Raw genomic sequence first — 15,838 nt, 5'->3', positions numbered from 1 at the left:
CTAAGAAAAACAGCCCGCAAGTGGAGTAGCGCTCCTGTGAGCTGTTCTCCATGTCTCCGGCGGAGAAGAGCTCCTCCTTCCCCATCCTGGTGAAGCTGGTCCGGCGTCTGCCGGTTATGGTGCTGCCGAAATGGAACGCGCACCCAGACCCATCCCATTGCCCTGTCAGACGTGCTGCTTGCTTTGAAGAGAAGTATAGGCAACCCCGCATTAGACCGCCTTGCGATTGATTTAGGCGGCTCTGACAGCATGACCTGCAAAGAGATGATGCAAAGAACTGCTAAAGTGATGCATAAGCAACTCACCCCCATAAAAGCCGGAAATACTGCACCAAGAGGAAACGGATACCGTCCTCAAAAGGACGGTATCCGTTTCAGCGAGAAATAGAAGGATAATTTATAGCGTGAAACATATAAATTCTTATCCTTAAAAAAACCACCTCCGGGTGGCTTATTTGTCTTTATTGCTGTCCCAAATGTCCTTATGCGTCCAACCTGCATGCACTAGAAGGAGCAGTGTGAGGATCATAACAAGCTCTCTGAAACTATTGGAAGTACTCTCTATGTTGTATCCAAAAACAATATTCAACCGGCCCCACATCAGATTGAGGCAGAGCAGCGCGACGGTAATGTAGGTCACCCATACACTGCGGAGGTACAAATTATAACTCCGCTGCGGGCCGCGTCCGATGAAATATTTACTGTAACGGATCACATAGGCGGTGAATATGAAAAATGCAATGGCTTCCAGTGTGATTATAGTTAAATCAATAATTTCCATGAAGGTCATCTCCTCTCTTGCCTAAGCCGGAACGGTGCAGGTCAATAAGGCTTTCGATATCATTCGATTCATAGGCTTCCTGGATTCTGCCTAGTTTTTCAATCTCCCGTTTTACACGACTGGGTTTGAGTTCACTCTTTCTGAATATATCGAGGAGCTTCACTTGTCGACGACCTCCTCACCATTGGTTTTATCGGTGCTCCCTCTTTCTATTAGAAGTTTGACGAGTGTACGATTGTATTGGTTCAGCTGTTTCTCGTTCTCCTCATCGCGTTTCTGATAGTTCTGAATGATCTTTTCCTTACTGGCTAACTGCCTAACGCTCCAGATTAATGCAATAGAGAGAAGGACATTGAGCACGACTGAACCGCTGTTGTCGTTGAAAAGGCCAGTCAATGCGTTCAAATCCATCATCATCCCCCCGTTCGTTGTTAGTCTGAGATTCCTGTTGTTTCCGGGTCTAAGCATTATCTGCTCAACCTGTCCAACCTTTCGGCACAAGACATACCATGCTTCGAGCCGGAAGATCGTATATTGTAATCTATTCTTTTTCTATGATTTTGATTGGGTAAAATAGTATTTTGTTAGAATCGCTCGCCTTCCACCTGAACTATTAAGCATTCCTGCTGCATCCGGACAACAAAAAAACGGGACCTGTGAAGGTTCCGTTTCTTTGGATAAATAAGGTTATGCGGACGTATTACATCATGCCGCCCATCAACAGAATAAACGTGCATTACGTGAAAACAGCGATATAACTGGTATTTTCGGTATTAAAGAGTGTGCCATTTTCGCAATATGTGCAGCATTATACCTACCTTTATGGGCTTTTTATGGGCAAATTATGGGCAAGTGGATTTGAGCCTCTAATATTAAGGAGGCTGATTATTATGAAATTAGAAGATGTAACCGTGGGAGTCCGTGTCCGAATCACGGAAGTTCACTGGCAAGGTCGTACCGGCATCGTGTTGGCAGTCGGCGCTAAAACTATCCTAATCGACATTGGAGAGCCGCTGCTGGTCAATGAGATGCCAGATGACCTGGAGCCGGCACCGGAGGATCTGCTACTGAAGGATGGGAAGAAGTAGATATCTAAACGCAAAAAAAATCCCCTGTTAGCCATTACGGCCAGCAGGGGCTTGCTTATTACAGATTTGCCCGTAAAGCCTCGCCAAGATCAGCAGTGTATCGAGTGAGCCTTAAGCTGATCTCAGTACGCATTACGTCACGAGTCATGTCAAAACGCTCCTGGTACCCACGAAAGTAGATTGTACTGTATGTGATGAAATCATCCTGAGTACCCTCCACGACTTTAATGTTCCGTTGCTTCAGCGCTTGCCGCAGCTGGTAAACATCCTGTACAACCCGTTTTTGTACATAACGGCCAGCCAATAGGTATGAATCTGCTGAGTACGTTATTCGAGTGCTGGATTTCCCGCATACTCTTGCTGACCATCGTATCTATGTAAGGGAGCAGTATTAAGTCCCTGACCATTTCCCTCTCGTCATTCGTGAGCATCTTTTCGCCAGTGTTCACGCTCATATCTATCGCCTCCTGGCTCTAGTATATGAGAACACTCGTTCTTTTATCCACAAGAAAAAAGCCCCAGCATTGGCAGAAGCTCCTCTATTTTGAAAGCTGAACACGAAATTCAAACCGTTCCCGAACGAACCGCGCACCAGCTATCTTAATTGATTCAGGCGTGTATCTCTCTACTATGCCACCATCGGGTCCGGATCTTCCCGGTAACCTGACAGACACCTTTGATTGGGCTAAGGCAGCAGTCAGGAAGTCTGTATCGCTCTCTAGGACTTTGTATGTAGTCCTCGAATAGTCCGCACTATAATAAAATCAAATGAAAACTCCGTATAAAACCCGCTGTAATTAGTTTGATAGATTAATCAATCACAAAGATTTTTCAAGTGATTGAATCATCTTCTACTGATTACAGCGGCCTTGGATATCATAGGACGATGGTATTTTCCATTTTTCGCATAACATTCGTTCATAGTCACGACAATATATTATAAAAACTCTTTTTTAAAAAAATCATTAGTTACCCTTTTTCAATCGCTGCGGTTCTTTAGGATCTAGTTGTGTCCAGTCTGATGCATCTCTGTCTGTGAAAATGTATTTTGTATTAGGGTCATCAGCAAATATTACATATACAGGGAATTTCGGCATAGAACTTAACTTAGCTTTAACACTCACTATATCAGATTCAGAGTATCCCTCTACAGTAATTAAATATGCTTTTAGGCTTTTTTCAAGTGAATTATATTTAAACTGGAGTGCTGCATAAATCCCAATTACGAGCAAAATGATAATTGATGCTGCGATAATCACAAATTTTCTAATTTTAAAACCACCTCCTGTAGTAATAGCTAGAAAACAAATAAAAAGCTTTCCATATACATCTTAACAATAAACCTAATATAACATTTTCTTCAAAGAAACTTAACTAAAAAATTCCCAAATAGAGTAATTATCACCCCCTGCAAAAAAAACAGGGGGTGCCTCGACTGTCTAAAAACACCTTAATTACTAACCTATTAAACAGCAGTAAATGAAGTCATATAAATTACGAAAGGTGAGTTTATAACCATTGATGGAGTAACAAATCCCCTAAGATCGGGGGTATTATTAACGTTCATCAAGTCTATTCCTTCACCATTATAAAATGCTTGCCAAACAAATTTAGAGCAATAATTAGGGGAAATGGTTCCTAGTTTTGAAAAAGGATCTATAGAGTATTCTTTAACATATTGGAAATTCCAAGTAGCCCATTTAGCAGCACTTACACCCATTCCATTTGTAGGCCGATAGACTTTTATTGTTTCTCCCGCACCATGCCTATTCATGTAACCCGTCATATTATCTACTGTTCCACCATTAACAGGTAATGTCACATGAACAACCTTGAAGTTTGAATTTACAATTCCTGTATGCCCTACTATTTGAGAACTTGACCCTAGAGTTTTTGTGGAATAAAGAATATCTCCAATCCGCATCTGAACGTTAGTACCCGGATATGTAGGACCGATTTCTGCAAATGGCAGAATTAACCCTTCGTCACTGTAAGTATTTGTTGTTACAGTAGCCTGATCAGCCTGATCAGTGATAAGACTTTCTTGAATATCAATCGTATTCGCGCTGGCATCAGTTAGTCCACCTGGCATGAAACCTACTATCACAAAAATAAATGATAAAATAAGAATACTTCGCAATAATATTTTTTTCATTTTCTTCCTCCTTATATTTTATAATATTAATTTTTGTACAAAATGGATATTTTTTCAATGAGTCTTCAGCCTTATATTTTCCTCTAAATTTCCATATATAGAAATAATACTGTTTTCTTTATTTTTTTGAAATACAATATATGAAATACCATCTTTAGCTTATTTACAAGGTTTGTGATTGGTTTGGTGTTTGAGTTTGTAATATATTAATTACTATTAGTGTTTTAGATTTATTAGTTACTCATCCCTGAACTACGAACAAACAGTCTGTTTTTCGACAAAAATTCACAATTCAATTGAGGGTTATTGAGGAAATATGTGGATTTTAGTTGAGGATATGAACTCTATATCACTCTTTGTTAAATACATATATAGTAAAATTCATCCAATTCTGATAAACTGACTATACTTATTGGAATGGAGGATGTAAAATGCTTGCCCAGCGTATTGGCTTGAGAGTAATAATGAGCGGATTGCTAGTGCTGTTTATCCTAACTGCATGTGGTAATAACCAGTCTAAGGTGGACGATGATAAATCCACTATAATGGCTGAAGTCGAATTTTTATTGAAAATGAAAACTCTTGATCAACCGAAAGACGAATCTTCAATTAAATTCATTCGTGATATGTCTGAGTTTTTAGAAAACGAAAATGAGAAGGAGTCGTTTCTTGAAATAGCTGACTTACTGGAACAAGAAGATTACGATCAAGTGGAAAAGATTTTCAAAGAATTAGGCGGAGAACTTATCGTTCCCTCTGCTACACCTTCTGAAGATGAAGTTTCATCAGCAAAAGCCGACCAAAAGTTTGCTTCTTTATCCCTCGAGGCTGCTGAACTTTACATCGACGCTACTGTAGATCTAAAAAAAAGACATTTTAACAGAGATTTCAGATTTGATTCGTAAAAACACAGTATTTATCCAAGAAGAAAATCAAGAAATGTTTAATAAACTAGCAAACTATATAGAAAATAATGAAAGAAGTTCTGCTGAATCGGCATTCACTGATCTTCAAGAAAAATACAAAGAATAAACAAAAAAAGCCCTACAGACCATCACGGCCTGCAGGGCTTTTCATAACTCTTGGGAATTTACTCCTTACTTTTTGGCAACAGTAAACGTCAGCCAAGCAAGCTCTGATGTTGTCAGCGTCTTATTGTCGATCTTGTTCAACCAAGCCGTATCCTTAATCGTACCTGCATCCAGTAGTGCCTTAACTTGAGCACGCAGTGTATTCCATTGATAGCTTGTTAATTCCAAAGTGTCGTCCTCCTTGATGGCCTTTGCGGCCTTAGTGAATAATTCCAGTTCCTCCTGGCGACGGCGTGCAAGCCCGGCCAGAAGCTGGATCCGAAACTGATTACCGAACTTCAGGAGTATAAGGAGCTGCAGGATATTCAGAAGTCATAAAAGTCATAAAATCCAGAATAATGAGGGTTTTGTGTTTGCCAAAACAAAGAAAAATGCAGGCTACCCAGAGTACATCAAAACAATTGAAAATCGGATGACCAGATTATTAAAACTCGCTGGATTGAACGAATCTCTGACTCCACACAGTTTGAGGCATACCCATGTATCCCTGTTGACGGAAGCTGGGGCTGAACTGCAAGAGATCATGGGCCGTCTTGGACACAGAGATGATGATACCACACGCTATGTGTACACTCATGTAACCAAGCCAAAAAAGAAAGAGGCCTCCCAGAGGTTTAGTAGCCTCATGGAAAGCCTCGACTCATAAAAATTTTTATGGGCAAATTATGGGCAAGCGCTCCAATTCACCCCGAAAGTCATTGATACTACAGGCTTTTTGGCCTGTATTACATCATGCCGCCCATACCGCCCATGCCGCCCATATCTGGCATTCCGCCGCCTTTTTCAGGCTCCGGTTTGTCAGCGATGACAGCTTCGGTGGTCAGGAACATTGCAGCTACGGATGCTGCATTTTGCAGCGCGTAACGAGTTACTTTGGCAGGGTCAACGATCCCTGCTTCGAACATGTTCACCCACTCATCGGTAGCAGCGTTGTAGCCGATGCCGATAGCTTCTTTTTTCAGACGGTCCACGATTACGGAACCTTCTTGACCAGCGTTTGCTGCGATTGTGCGGACAGGCTCTTCCAGAGCGCGCAGTACAATGTTCACGCCTGTTTTTTCGTCGCCTACTGCATTTACAGCAGCTACAGCAGCATATACGTTCACTAGAGCAGTACCCCCACCGGATACGATACCTTCTTCAACCGCAGCGCGGGTTGCGTTCAGGGCATCTTCGATGCGAAGCTTGCGTTCTTTAAGTTCTGTTTCAGTTGCAGCGCCTACTTTAACAACGGCTACGCCGCCGGCCAATTTAGCCAGACGCTCCTGCAGTTTTTCCTTGTCGAACTCGGAAGTGGTTTCTTCCAGCTGGGAACGGATTTGGCTTACGCGTGCATTGATGTCCGCTTTGTCGCCGCTTCCGTCTACGATTGTAGTATTTTCTTTGGTTACGCGCACTTGACGTGCGTTACCCAGTTGTTCGATAGAAGTGCTTTTCAGATCCAGTCCAAGCTTCTCGGTGATCACTTGGCCGCCAGTCAGGGCAGCGATGTCCTGCAGCATAGCTTCGCGGCGGTCGCCAAAGCCAGGAGCTTTAACAGCAACAGCGTTGAATGTTCCGCGCAGTTTGTTCACGATCAGCATCGCTTGTGCTTCGCCTTCGATATCTTCAGCGATGATTACAAGTGGACGCGCCTGTTGTACGATCTTCTCAAGCAGCGGAAGAATTTCTTGCGTGCTGCTGATTTTTTTGTCGGTGATCAGGATGTACGGGTTCTCCAAAACAGCTTCCATTTTGTCCGTATCAGTGATCATATAAGGGGAAATATAGCCGCGGTCGAACTGCATGCCTTCAACCACTTCAAGCTCAGTCAGGAATCCACGGGATTCTTCAACGGTGATTACGCCGTCTTTGCCGACTTTTTCCATAGCTTCAGCAATCAGTTGGCCCACTTCATCGTCAGCAGCGGAGATAGCAGCTACTTGAGCGATAGCCTGGGAATCTTCGATCGGTTTAGCAATATTCTTCAGTTCAGCAACAGCTGCTTTAACCGCTTTGTCGATCCCTTTGCGGATAACCATCGGGTTAGCGCCTGCAGTTACGTTCTTCAGGCCTTCACGGATCATGGCTTGTGCCAGAACAGTTGCAGTTGTAGTACCGTCACCAGCTACATCGTTGGTTTTGGTTGCAACTTCTTTAACGAGCTGCGCGCCCATGTTCTCGAATGCATCTTCAAGCTCGATTTCTTTGGCGATGGTAACACCGTCATTGGTGATCAGCGGGCTGCCGAATTTCTTCTCAAGCACCACGTTGCGGCCTTTAGGTCCGAGTGTAACTTTTACCGCATTTGCCAAAGCATCAACACCGCGCAACATCGAGCGGCGGGCGTCTTCACTGAATTTAATTTCTTTTGCCATTGTGTAATTAACCTCCTAAAAGTTATGTGAGCGTTACTTCTTGAATCGGTATCGTGCAAAACTGGCGTTTGAAAGCATCGCTTAGTTTTGTATAAGTAATTTAGCTATAACTTATGAACGGTCTTCTTAGTCAAGAATCGCGTGAATGTCGCTTTCTTTCATAATCAAATATTCTTTACCTTCGTATTTGATTTCAGTTCCGGCATATTTCGAGAAAATCACGCGGTCGCCTTCTTTAACTTCGAGTGGTACACGCACTCCGTCTTTCAATACACCGCTGCCTACAGCGATAATTTTACCCTCTTGCGGTTTCTCCTTAGAGGAGTCCGGAAGCACAATCCCGAAAGAAGTGGTTTCCTCTTGCTCGCTTGGTTCTACCAATACGCGTTCACCTAGTGGTTTGATCATGAAAAATAGCCTCCTTTGAAATTATGTTGTTTACCTTGAAAACATAGATAGGGTACCGTTGAATCCCAAGGATTCATGCGGCAGTTATGAAAATATCGTCTTAAGCGCAGCTTTTAAGCGCTAATCCCATATTTTCGAGCAGCATTAGCACTCAACCCTCTGTAGTGCTAACAACAATTTTTATGATACTCAACTTGAGGACGGATTTCAAGTCCTTTTACGTAAATTGTGATCTGTTTTTGGGAAAAATATGGTTTCGGAGGTTGTCCGACACATACTCTCTACATTCTATCCAGCAGAAAATAAAATATGCTGCGGATTGCCAGGGCAACGAACGTTTCTCCGCCATTTGGATGCCGGGCCTCGCCAATCTGCTGTTAGTATGCAGTTTCAATTGGATATGCACTAGTGTCCCGCTGGCAGAACCCAGCCCCAACTGCAGCAGCCGGCCACAGCCCCAGAGCAGCCCTGCGGGAGTCTTCTCCCTGCCGGGCCTACTCTTTCCTGACGTAGCGCGCCTCCCGCTCGTTGTCCATAGCCAGCTGCTTGCGGTAAACGAATGCAGACAGAAACACGCTGAACTCATACAGGACCAGCAAGGGAATCGTCACCAAAAAGTCCGAGATGAAATCGGGTGGTGTGATGACCACTGCGATGAAGACGAGCGCAAAATAGGCGTATCTCCGCATCTTACGCAGCCGCAGCGGGTTGAGAATTCTCAGCTTCGTCAGGAACATAACAAGCAGCGGCAGCTCAAAGAGCAGAGCCAGCGGAATCACCAGGCTGAACATAAAGCTGAAGTACTGTGCGATTCCGTAGGTTTCTTCCAGTCCCATGCTGCGGGTGATCGAGATGGTAAACGACAGCGCCATCGGAAATACAATGTAATAGGCAAAGGCAATGCCCAGCAGGAAAAGGATAAACACATAGGGCACATACCGCAAAGCCGCACTCCGCTCCACTTGCCGCAGCCCGGGACTGATGAAAGCCCACAGCTGATAGACGATAAAAGGCAGGGATACCGTTAGCGAAACTGCCATGGCAATCTTCATGTACATGCCAATGCCATCCCAGAAAGAGAAGGCATGCAGCACAAAACCCTGGGCATGATCCGCATGGATCAGGTATAAATAGATCGGTTTGGCGACGAACAGTCCGCCTATGAGACCCACTACAAAAACAATCAGCACGTAGATAATCCGCCTACGCAGTTCGGTGAGATGTTCAACAACCGACATTTCTTCCGGTTCCAGAGTCATGACAGACACCACCCAATTGACATATGTATAGCATGATTAATGGCAGAAAAAAAGGGCGTCTTCCCAGTCTGAAACAGAACTGAGAGAAACGCCCCCGCGTAATGGATGGTATTACTCCGGCAGGCGTCTGTCCTGCGGGAGTTCTGTTGCTAATATGTGCGGGGCCGGCGGAACAGGAGCCTCACTCTTCTTGGCCGGCTCAGGTTCGCTGATAATTTCACGCGCCCCGTCCTTAAATTCGCGGAAGGTCCGCCCGACTGCCCGGCCAAGCTCAGGAAGCTTGTTGGGGCCAAAGAGCAATAGCGCTAAGATGACCAGTAAAATAATTCCTGGAGCACCAATAGTATTTAGCATAGTCATTCCTCCTTGTCACTTTGTCCGTTCATGATATTGTTAACAATAAATTAATAATACCATAACTTATGTCACACATCCATCTGTTATCCGGAGTGATTCCTGTGACATTACTGGAATTGACAAGTTTATTGACGGTACTGGCCGGTTACCATGAGCAGTGCTTCAGGAAGCTGATCCATTATCGCTGCCAGATTCTCATGGACACCCTTCGGTGTACCCGGCAAATTAACGATCAGCGTTCTCCCGCGAATGCCGCAAATGCCGCGGAACAGCATAACCGCGCGGTTCTTCTGCATGACGGTACTGCGCATGGCCTCAGAGAGGCCGGGCACCTCCCGCTCAATCACACGCCGTGTAGCTTCCGGCGTAACATCACGAATCGCCAGATCAGTCCCTCCGGTAGTCAGCACCAGATCTGCCTGAAAATAATCCGTAAGTTCAATCAAAGCAGCAATGATCTCATCCTGCTCATCCGGCACGATACGGTACTCTATAATCTCACCGCCAAGCTCCTCTTCCACCAGCTCCCGAATAACCTGGGCGCTCGTGTCTTCCCGTTCGCCCCTGGCCCCTTTATCGCTGGCCGTCAGGATTGCTGTTTTCCACGCCATAGGTTGTCCCTCCCTCTCTATGTATTATGTATGGAAGGCCTGCAATGTGCTGCCTTCTCGCGCTTTCCGCCAAGAAGAACGGCTGCGCCGCCCTTTTTAGCAAATGCTTACGCCTGCGGGTGATACTGTGAATGTCACTCAGGTATCTGCTACTGAGCTAAGCCTATTGCCACTGCTATGCTTCCAGCGCGTAATCTCCGTTTTTCCCGCCGCTCTTGGATACCAGCATCGTCGGACCGATAATCATGTCCTTTTGCAGCGCCTTGCACATGTCATATACAGTCAGCGCCGCCGCAGAAACCGCAGTCAGCGCCTCCATCTCCACTCCGGTCTTTCCGGTCGTCTTGACGGTTGCTTCTATATAGAGTTCATCTTCGCTGTTATCCGAGAAGCTGATATCAACACCGGTAAGCGGCAGCGGGTGGCACATGGGTATCCAGCTGGAGGTGTTCTTCGCGGCCATAATTCCGGCAACCTGGGCAACAGCCATAACATCGCCTTTGCCGATCTTGCCCGCTTTAATGGCCGCAAGCGTGTTCGGGTCCATCTGCACCTTGCTCCGCGCGACAGCTGTCCGCTTGCTAATTTCCTTGTCGCTGACATCCACCATGCGCGCTCTGCCCTGCTCATTGAAATGGGTTAACTCCACAGCTCTCTCTCCTTCCGGCAATGAATAATGCCGTCTTCCGTAATCAGCATGTCCATATAGGCATCATGGTCATCCATCGGCACTTCCTGCACCAGCTGCAGTCCGTACGCCAGTCCGGCCCATACCGGCGGTCTGGCGGTTTCCGGAAGCTCCGCTTCCCAGGCTGCCCGCAAGCGGTCATAGTAGCCGCGCCCGTAACCGAGCCGTCCGCCCCGAGAGTCGAAGGCCAGCCCCGGCACGAATACCACATCCGGCACTCCCTCAGGGCACTGGAGCTCTATAGCGCCGGTAATCGGCTCTTGAATCCCGTAAGCTCCCGGCGCCAAATCCTCCCAGGAAGCTACCGCATGCAGGCTCATCCTTCCGCTGGCCTGAATTACCCGGGGCAGCAATACCTTACGCGCTTGCGCCCAAGCCGCGGTGATAAGCGGACGTGTATCCAGCTCCGAGCGGAACGAAACATAGGCCATGAATGAAGATGCTCCTTCCTGCCGGAGCCATTCTGATGCATGACTGCAGGCCAGAGAAGACCAGGACGTCCTCTGATCCAAGGACAGACTGTCACGGAGGGCGGCTTTCTCCGCGCGAAGCTCCCGCTTCCACTCAGCTAGCGGGAGCTTTTGGCCCGTCATAGGCAGCACCCTCCTCTTGTCCATATACCTAGCTTATCATAGTTTGTAAACTCAGTTTACCACTCTTCTCCCCGGTTCGCCAAGGTAGCTTGAATCACGTTGTTATACGAATCAATGCCTAACTATTTTTCGCCTCAGTACCCGGATTTACCCCTTGGACGCTGGGGTGCACCTCTCGCGCCGCAAACGCTTTTCATGTAAACTATAGAAATAAGTATGTAATATGGCCGAAGCGTTCAAAGCCGAGGCGAAATAAGCAAGGGCGGAGGTTTCATCGGTATGCTTCTTCAAGCGACAGGAATTACGAAATCATATGGGATACAAAGCGTGCTGGACGGCATAAGTCTGCAAGTAAACGAGAAGGAAAGAGTGGGGCTCGTCGGCGTCAATGGCGCGGGCAAATCCACCTTTCTGCAGATTCTCGCGGGCGAGATGTCTTTTGACAGCGGGCAAATTCATAAATCCAAGGAAACTACAATCGGCTACCTGGCCCAGAACAGCGGCCTACAGTCGGACAAGACCATTCAGGAGGAAATGCTGGCTGTCTTTGCTCCGCTGATTGAAGCGGAAGCCGAACTTCGGCAGCTGGAAGCCAGTATCGCCGATCCCCGGCTCGCGGAGGATCCCAAGCGGTATGAGGACCTGCTGGAACGGTATGCCAAACGCTCGGATTGGTTCAAGGACCACGGCGGATATGAGATGAATACGCGGATTCGCAGCGTGCTTCATGGTATGGGCTTCGGTGAATTTGCACCGGAGACACCTATCGCGACGCTAAGCGGAGGGCAGAAGACGCGGCTGGCACTGGCCCGCATCCTGCTTCAGGCTCCCGATCTGCTCATGCTGGATGAGCCGACCAACCATCTGGATATCGAGACGCTCACCTGGCTGGAGGATTACCTGCGCGGCTATGCCGGCGGCATCCTGGTCGTCTCCCATGACCGGTATTTCCTCGACCGGCTGGTCACGACCATCGTTGAAATTGAACGGCATCAGTCCCGGAGATACACCGGAAACTACAGCCGCTACATGGAGCTGAAAGCTGCGGAGTATGAAATCCGCATGAAGCAATATGAGAAGCAGCAGGATGAAATTTCGCGGATGGAGGATTTCGTGCAGCGTAATATCGTGCGCGCCTCCACCACCAAGCGTGCGCAGAGCCGCCGCAAAGCACTCGATAAAATGGACCGCCTCGACAAACCGCTGGGTGATCTCAAGAAGGCCAGCTTCTCCTTCGAGCCTGATTTCATGTCGGGCAAAGAGGTGCTGCAGCTCCGTGACGTCGCTGTGGCCTTCAGCGAAAAATCAGCACCGCTGTTTCAGCACGCTTCCTTCGAGCTGCGGCGCGGCGAAACTGCGGCGCTGATTGGCCCGAACGGGATCGGCAAATCCACGCTGCTGCAGTGCTTGACCGGCACGCGCGAACCTTCGGCCGGAACGGTCAACTGGGGAACAAAAGTGAAAATCGCGTACTACGACCAGGAACAGACCCGGCTGAATCCGCGCAATACGGTGCTGGAAGAGTTATGGAGCGAGTACCCGATGCTGGAAGAAGCGCGAATCCGCACTATCCTCGGCAACTTCCTGTTCAGCGGCGAGGATGTCCTGAAGAAAGTCGCTGCCCTCAGCGGCGGCGAAAAAGCACGGGTAGCACTCTCCAAGCTCATGCTGCGCGGTGCGAACATGCTCATTCTCGATGAGCCGACCAACCATTTGGATCTGGTGAGCCGTGAAGTACTGGAATCGGCGCTAATCGATTTCGAGGGAACGCTGCTTTTTATCTCCCATGACCGTTATTTTCTTAATAAAATGGCCGAGCGCGTTCTGGAGCTTCACCCCGGCGGCATCGACCAATATCTCGGAAATTATGACGACTATGTCGAGAAGAAAAAGGAGCTTGAAGACATCGCACTGGAGGAAGCAGAACTTGCCTCTGCCAAAGCGTCCCGGAATGCTGACATCGAAGCTTCAGCAGCGGAAAAAGGCACCGCTTCTTCCTATGAAGCCGACAAACAGGCCAAACGCGAGGAACGCAACCGCCAGCGGCGGATTTCCGAGCTGGAAGAGAACATTGCCCGGCTTGAGGAAGACATCGCCCGTATCGAAAATGAAATGACCAAACCTGAAGTTTATCAGGACTATATGGCGCTTCAAGAACATGAAAGCGACCTGAAGAGCAAGAAAGCGAATCTTACAGAATTATTTAGCGAATGGGAAAACCTTGCTGACGAATAATGTAAATGCGTTAAATAAATATTTTTTAAGTGTTTCTGATTTGTTCAAAAATACTTATCCACAAGCTCATCCACAGATTTCGTGTATAACTCACGCTTCAAAAAGGCCCTTGGGGCCTTTTTTTAGGCGTAAAATCGCTATTTTCGTTGTCAAGGACTTTTTATCCACCGAATTATCCACATTATCCACAATTTCCACAAGAAATGTCCTCTGGAGAAATCAGCATTTCGAGGCTTCAAAAAAAGGGCGTTATTGCTGATTTTACACGGTTTTTACACAACTCAGACAGAATATGTGGATAACGTTGTCCACATCTTGACAAAAGATGCATTCGCTAATTTTCTACCTTTTTCGTCAAAAAAAGTAGAGGTGCTCCAGCAGTAATAAAGCCCTCATCCTGCTGTGCACAGGATGAGGGCTTTTCCATGTACTCCTCAGCCAGAAAACTCAACGGCCTGAGGAGGATTCTTCGCGCTTCTTTAGGATTCCGCGGCCTGAAATTCCGCTGCCACCGGATCAGCCTCTTCCCCGGCAGACAGCAGCGCCGAATTGCATGCAGCAATGTAGGCAATCCCCGCTGCCATTACAATATCCTGATGGATCGCTGTCCCCCGGAATTTGCAGCCTGCCCATTCCACCATTACAGCAGCCTCAGCCTGAGCATTCTCACCGCTGCCGAGCGAATGCAGCTCCAGACCGTCAAAGCGGATCTCTTCAGTGATGCCTTGGGCGATCGCTGCAATGACTGCCTCCAGCGGACCGTTGCCGGTGCTGGTATGCGAGGTCTCCTTGCCGCTTTTCAGGTGATGCACCGTAACGGCAGCTACACGGCGCGGCGCACTGCCGGCCAGCACCTGAACCTCGCCCAGCCCGTAGACCTGCGCCTGCTGCCCTGTTGTGCTGCTGACCATCCGCAGCAGTTCGTCGTCGCTGACAGCCTTTTGACGGTCAGCGGTCTCCTTGAACGATTCGTAGAGCGTATCAAGCTCTGCCGAATCCAGGGCAATACCGTACTTCGCTGCCCGGTCCTTCAGCGCATGTCTGCCGGAATGCTTACCCAGAATGATCATGCTGCGCGGAATGCCCAGCCGTTCAGGGTCCATGATCTCATAGGTGCTGCGGTCCTTCAGCAGGCCGTCCTGATGAATCCCCGATTCATGCTGGAAGGCGTTTCTGCCGACAACCGGCTTGTTGTAGGCAATCGGAAAATGCATCGCCCCGCTGATGATCCGCGAAGTATCGTACAGCTTTTCGAGGACGATTCCCGTCTCTGCGCCAAGGACGTCCCCACGGGTTTCCAGAGCCATAACCAACTCCTCCAATGCACAGTTGCCTGTACGTTCACCGACGCCGTTGACCGTGACCTCGATTTGGGTCGCACCGCCCGCAATCGCTGCCAGGCTGTTCGCTACAGCAAGGCCTAAATCGTTGTGGCAATGGGCACTGTAGCTCACGTTCCCGCCGCCTCTGGCACCCAGCCGCACCCGGCGGAACATCTCTCCGTATTCCTGCGGCAGCGCATAGCCGACTGTATCCGGAAGATTAATAATAGTCGCCCCCTCTTCAATGACCGCTTCCACCATCTCGATCAGATCATCGATCCCCGTCCGGGCGGCATCCATGGCGGTAAATTCCACGACATCGCAGAACTGGCGGGCATAGGCTGTCATTTCGCGGGCGGCAGCAACCACCTCGGGTCTGCTTTTACGCAGCTGATGGCGCAGGTGAATGTCGGAAGAGGAGATGAACAGGTGAATCCGCCGGCGCTGCGCGTCCCGGGTTGCCCGGACTGCGGCATCAATGTCACCTTTGACCGCGCGGGCGAAGCCGCAAATCTCTACGCCCTCCACCTTGCGGGAAATCGTCTCCACCGCTGCAAAATCACCCGGACTCGAGACCGGGAAACCCGGCTCCAGCACATCGACACCCAGTTCAGCGAGCTTGTAGGCCAATATTATCTTTTGCTCGGGAGTCAGGCTCGCACCGGGGGCCTGCTCACCGTCTCGCAGCGTCGTGTCAAAAATCTGTATACGTTTCTTCACCGGAATAATCATGGAATAACCTCCTGAAAGTGGGTTGATTTGATTGACCGCATCCCCTTAGTGTGAGTATGCATTTTGCTGAGTTGGTCAGCGTGGTGGTCTGAGCTTTTGTATTACATTTTGGATTACATTTTTGGTTTACCGATTGTATTACAGTTTGTATTACAGTCTGTC

Annotated in this window: 21 protein-coding genes; 6 read left to right on the top strand and 15 right to left on the bottom strand. The window is 48.1% G+C overall.

Annotated elements, in window-relative coordinates:
- Nucleotides 1-183: 183 nt before the first annotated feature.
- Nucleotides 184-387 (top strand): hypothetical protein, encoded by a 204-nt coding sequence (locus NST07_RS05620; RefSeq protein ID WP_342481187.1) that lies wholly within the window; start codon nucleotides 184-186, stop codon nucleotides 385-387.
- 63 nt (nucleotides 388-450) lie between these two features.
- On the opposite strand, the gene NST07_RS05615 is transcribed toward NST07_RS05620, so the two are convergent.
- From NST07_RS05615 to NST07_RS05605, 3 genes are read right to left on the bottom strand one after another with little or no spacing between them, the layout of a single operon-like run.
- Nucleotides 451-780, bottom strand: a complete 330-nt coding sequence (locus tag NST07_RS05615) for a hypothetical protein (protein WP_341090168.1) — start codon at nucleotides 778-780, stop codon at nucleotides 451-453.
- Nucleotides 767-943 carry a hypothetical protein gene (locus NST07_RS05610; RefSeq protein ID WP_341090166.1) on the bottom strand — a complete coding sequence of 59 codons (177 nt, stop codon included), beginning with the start codon at nucleotides 941-943 and terminating at the stop codon, nucleotides 767-769. Before NST07_RS05610 ends, NST07_RS05615 begins: the two co-directional genes overlap by 14 nt.
- On the bottom strand, nucleotides 940-1,248 hold the full coding sequence (locus NST07_RS05605; RefSeq protein WP_341377469.1) for a hypothetical protein: 309 nt from the start codon (nucleotides 1,246-1,248) through the stop codon (nucleotides 940-942). The genes NST07_RS05610 and NST07_RS05605 overlap by 4 nt, the downstream gene beginning before the upstream one ends.
- A 422-nt stretch (nucleotides 1,249-1,670) precedes the next feature.
- Between NST07_RS05605 and NST07_RS05600 the strand changes: the two genes are divergently transcribed.
- A complete protein-coding gene (locus tag NST07_RS05600) occupies nucleotides 1,671-1,868 on the top strand; it encodes a hypothetical protein (protein WP_341090164.1) in 198 nt (65 codons plus the stop codon).
- 224 nt (nucleotides 1,869-2,092) lie between these two features.
- Here NST07_RS05600 and NST07_RS05595 read toward each other — a convergent pair whose 3' ends face one another.
- From NST07_RS05595 to NST07_RS05585, 3 genes are all read right to left on the bottom strand, one after another.
- Nucleotides 2,093-2,323, bottom strand: coding sequence for a hypothetical protein (locus tag NST07_RS05595; protein WP_341377468.1), 231 nt, complete (start codon nucleotides 2,321-2,323; stop codon nucleotides 2,093-2,095).
- 510 nt (nucleotides 2,324-2,833) lie between these two features.
- The gene (locus NST07_RS05590; protein ID WP_341377466.1) at nucleotides 2,834-3,127 is read right to left on the bottom strand and encodes a DUF3139 domain-containing protein; all 294 of its coding nucleotides are present in this window, start codon (nucleotides 3,125-3,127) and stop codon (nucleotides 2,834-2,836) included.
- 206 nt (nucleotides 3,128-3,333) lie between these two features.
- Nucleotides 3,334-4,023, bottom strand: a complete 690-nt coding sequence (locus tag NST07_RS05585) for a hypothetical protein (RefSeq protein WP_341377465.1) — start codon at nucleotides 4,021-4,023, stop codon at nucleotides 3,334-3,336.
- 431 nt (nucleotides 4,024-4,454) lie between these two features.
- On the opposite strand from NST07_RS05585, the gene NST07_RS05580 reads away from it, so the two are divergent.
- Nucleotides 4,455-4,928 (top strand): hypothetical protein, encoded by a 474-nt coding sequence (locus tag NST07_RS05580; protein WP_341377464.1) that lies wholly within the window; start codon nucleotides 4,455-4,457, stop codon nucleotides 4,926-4,928.
- Complete coding sequence (locus NST07_RS05575) at nucleotides 4,918-5,055, top strand: hypothetical protein (protein WP_341377463.1); 138 nt, start codon at nucleotides 4,918-4,920, stop codon at nucleotides 5,053-5,055. Before NST07_RS05580 ends, NST07_RS05575 begins: the two co-directional genes overlap by 11 nt.
- A gap of 65 nt (nucleotides 5,056-5,120) precedes the next feature.
- Here NST07_RS05575 and NST07_RS05570 read toward each other — a convergent pair whose 3' ends face one another.
- The gene (locus NST07_RS05570) at nucleotides 5,121-5,282 is read right to left on the bottom strand and encodes a hypothetical protein (RefSeq protein ID WP_341377462.1); all 162 of its coding nucleotides are present in this window, start codon (nucleotides 5,280-5,282) and stop codon (nucleotides 5,121-5,123) included.
- Nucleotides 5,283-5,463: 181 nt separating this feature from the next.
- On the opposite strand from NST07_RS05570, the gene NST07_RS05565 reads away from it, so the two are divergent.
- Nucleotides 5,464-5,760 (top strand): tyrosine-type recombinase/integrase, encoded by a 297-nt coding sequence (locus NST07_RS05565; protein WP_341377461.1) that lies wholly within the window; start codon nucleotides 5,464-5,466, stop codon nucleotides 5,758-5,760.
- Between the two features lie 79 nt (nucleotides 5,761-5,839).
- Here the strand turns inward: NST07_RS05565 and groL are convergent, their stop codons facing one another.
- From groL to NST07_RS05530, 7 genes are all read right to left on the bottom strand, one after another.
- Complete coding sequence (gene groL / locus NST07_RS05560) at nucleotides 5,840-7,471, bottom strand: chaperonin GroEL (protein WP_341090158.1); 1,632 nt, start codon at nucleotides 7,469-7,471, stop codon at nucleotides 5,840-5,842.
- Nucleotides 7,472-7,597: 126 nt separating this feature from the next.
- Nucleotides 7,598-7,879, bottom strand: coding sequence for a co-chaperone GroES (groES, locus tag NST07_RS05555; protein WP_038586703.1), 282 nt, complete (start codon nucleotides 7,877-7,879; stop codon nucleotides 7,598-7,600).
- Nucleotides 7,880-8,373: 494 nt separating this feature from the next.
- Nucleotides 8,374-9,138: a twin-arginine translocase subunit TatC gene (gene tatC, locus NST07_RS05550; protein WP_341090155.1), complete on the bottom strand. Its 765-nt coding sequence runs from the start codon at nucleotides 9,136-9,138 to the stop codon at nucleotides 8,374-8,376.
- A gap of 111 nt (nucleotides 9,139-9,249) precedes the next feature.
- Nucleotides 9,250-9,492 (bottom strand): twin-arginine translocase TatA/TatE family subunit, encoded by a 243-nt coding sequence (gene tatA / locus NST07_RS05545; protein ID WP_341090153.1) that lies wholly within the window; start codon nucleotides 9,490-9,492, stop codon nucleotides 9,250-9,252.
- Between the two features lie 128 nt (nucleotides 9,493-9,620).
- A complete protein-coding gene (locus NST07_RS05540) occupies nucleotides 9,621-10,106 on the bottom strand; it encodes a MogA/MoaB family molybdenum cofactor biosynthesis protein (protein ID WP_038586695.1) in 486 nt (161 codons plus the stop codon).
- 175 nt (nucleotides 10,107-10,281) lie between these two features.
- Nucleotides 10,282-10,755 carry a cyclic pyranopterin monophosphate synthase MoaC gene (moaC, locus tag NST07_RS05535; RefSeq protein ID WP_076113504.1) on the bottom strand — a complete coding sequence of 158 codons (474 nt, stop codon included), beginning with the start codon at nucleotides 10,753-10,755 and terminating at the stop codon, nucleotides 10,282-10,284.
- On the bottom strand, nucleotides 10,746-11,387 hold the full coding sequence (locus NST07_RS05530) for a 5-formyltetrahydrofolate cyclo-ligase (protein ID WP_341377460.1): 642 nt from the start codon (nucleotides 11,385-11,387) through the stop codon (nucleotides 10,746-10,748). The genes moaC and NST07_RS05530 overlap by 10 nt, the downstream gene beginning before the upstream one ends.
- A gap of 279 nt (nucleotides 11,388-11,666) precedes the next feature.
- Between NST07_RS05530 and NST07_RS05525 the strand changes: the two genes are divergently transcribed.
- The gene (locus NST07_RS05525) at nucleotides 11,667-13,622 is read left to right on the top strand and encodes an ABC-F family ATP-binding cassette domain-containing protein (protein ID WP_342481186.1); all 1,956 of its coding nucleotides are present in this window, start codon (nucleotides 11,667-11,669) and stop codon (nucleotides 13,620-13,622) included.
- 479 nt (nucleotides 13,623-14,101) lie between these two features.
- Here NST07_RS05525 and NST07_RS05520 read toward each other — a convergent pair whose 3' ends face one another.
- Nucleotides 14,102-15,676 carry a 2-isopropylmalate synthase gene (locus NST07_RS05520; protein WP_341090150.1) on the bottom strand — a complete coding sequence of 525 codons (1,575 nt, stop codon included), beginning with the start codon at nucleotides 15,674-15,676 and terminating at the stop codon, nucleotides 14,102-14,104.
- Between the last annotated feature and the right edge of the window lie 162 nt (nucleotides 15,677-15,838).

The sequence above is a fragment of the Paenibacillus sp. FSL L8-0340 genome (genome assembly GCF_038593145.1).
GTDB lineage: Bacteria > Bacillota > Bacilli > Paenibacillales > Paenibacillaceae > Paenibacillus_AQ.
Note: the sequence above shows the minus strand (reverse complement) of the source record. Positions and strands in the feature narration are given on the sequence as shown.

Coding starts and splice junctions, on each gene's coding strand:
- NST07_RS05615 (WP_341090168.1), bottom strand. CDS start 780: ATGGAAATTATTGATTTAACTATAATCACACTGGAAGCCATTGCATTT.
- NST07_RS05580 (WP_341377464.1), top strand. CDS start 4,455: ATGCTTGCCCAGCGTATTGGCTTGAGAGTAATAATGAGCGGATTGCTA.
- NST07_RS05520 (WP_341090150.1), bottom strand. CDS start 15,676: ATGATTATTCCGGTGAAGAAACGTATACAGATTTTTGACACGACGCTG.
- tatA (WP_341090153.1), bottom strand. CDS start 9,492: ATGCTAAATACTATTGGTGCTCCAGGAATTATTTTACTGGTCATCTTA.
- NST07_RS05600 (WP_341090164.1), top strand. CDS start 1,671: ATGAAATTAGAAGATGTAACCGTGGGAGTCCGTGTCCGAATCACGGAA.
- NST07_RS05540 (WP_038586695.1), bottom strand. CDS start 10,106: ATGGCGTGGAAAACAGCAATCCTGACGGCCAGCGATAAAGGGGCCAGG.
- groES (WP_038586703.1), bottom strand. CDS start 7,879: ATGATCAAACCACTAGGTGAACGCGTATTGGTAGAACCAAGCGAGCAA.
- NST07_RS05595 (WP_341377468.1), bottom strand. CDS start 2,323: ATGAGCGTGAACACTGGCGAAAAGATGCTCACGAATGACGAGAGGGAA.
- NST07_RS05605 (WP_341377469.1), bottom strand. CDS start 1,248: ATGCTTAGACCCGGAAACAACAGGAATCTCAGACTAACAACGAACGGG.
- groL (WP_341090158.1), bottom strand. CDS start 7,471: ATGGCAAAAGAAATTAAATTCAGTGAAGACGCCCGCCGCTCGATGTTG.
- tatC (WP_341090155.1), bottom strand. CDS start 9,138: ATGACTCTGGAACCGGAAGAAATGTCGGTTGTTGAACATCTCACCGAA.
- NST07_RS05525 (WP_342481186.1), top strand. CDS start 11,667: ATGCTTCTTCAAGCGACAGGAATTACGAAATCATATGGGATACAAAGC.
- NST07_RS05585 (WP_341377465.1), bottom strand. CDS start 4,023: ATGAAAAAAATATTATTGCGAAGTATTCTTATTTTATCATTTATTTTT.
- NST07_RS05530 (WP_341377460.1), bottom strand. CDS start 11,387: ATGACGGGCCAAAAGCTCCCGCTAGCTGAGTGGAAGCGGGAGCTTCGC.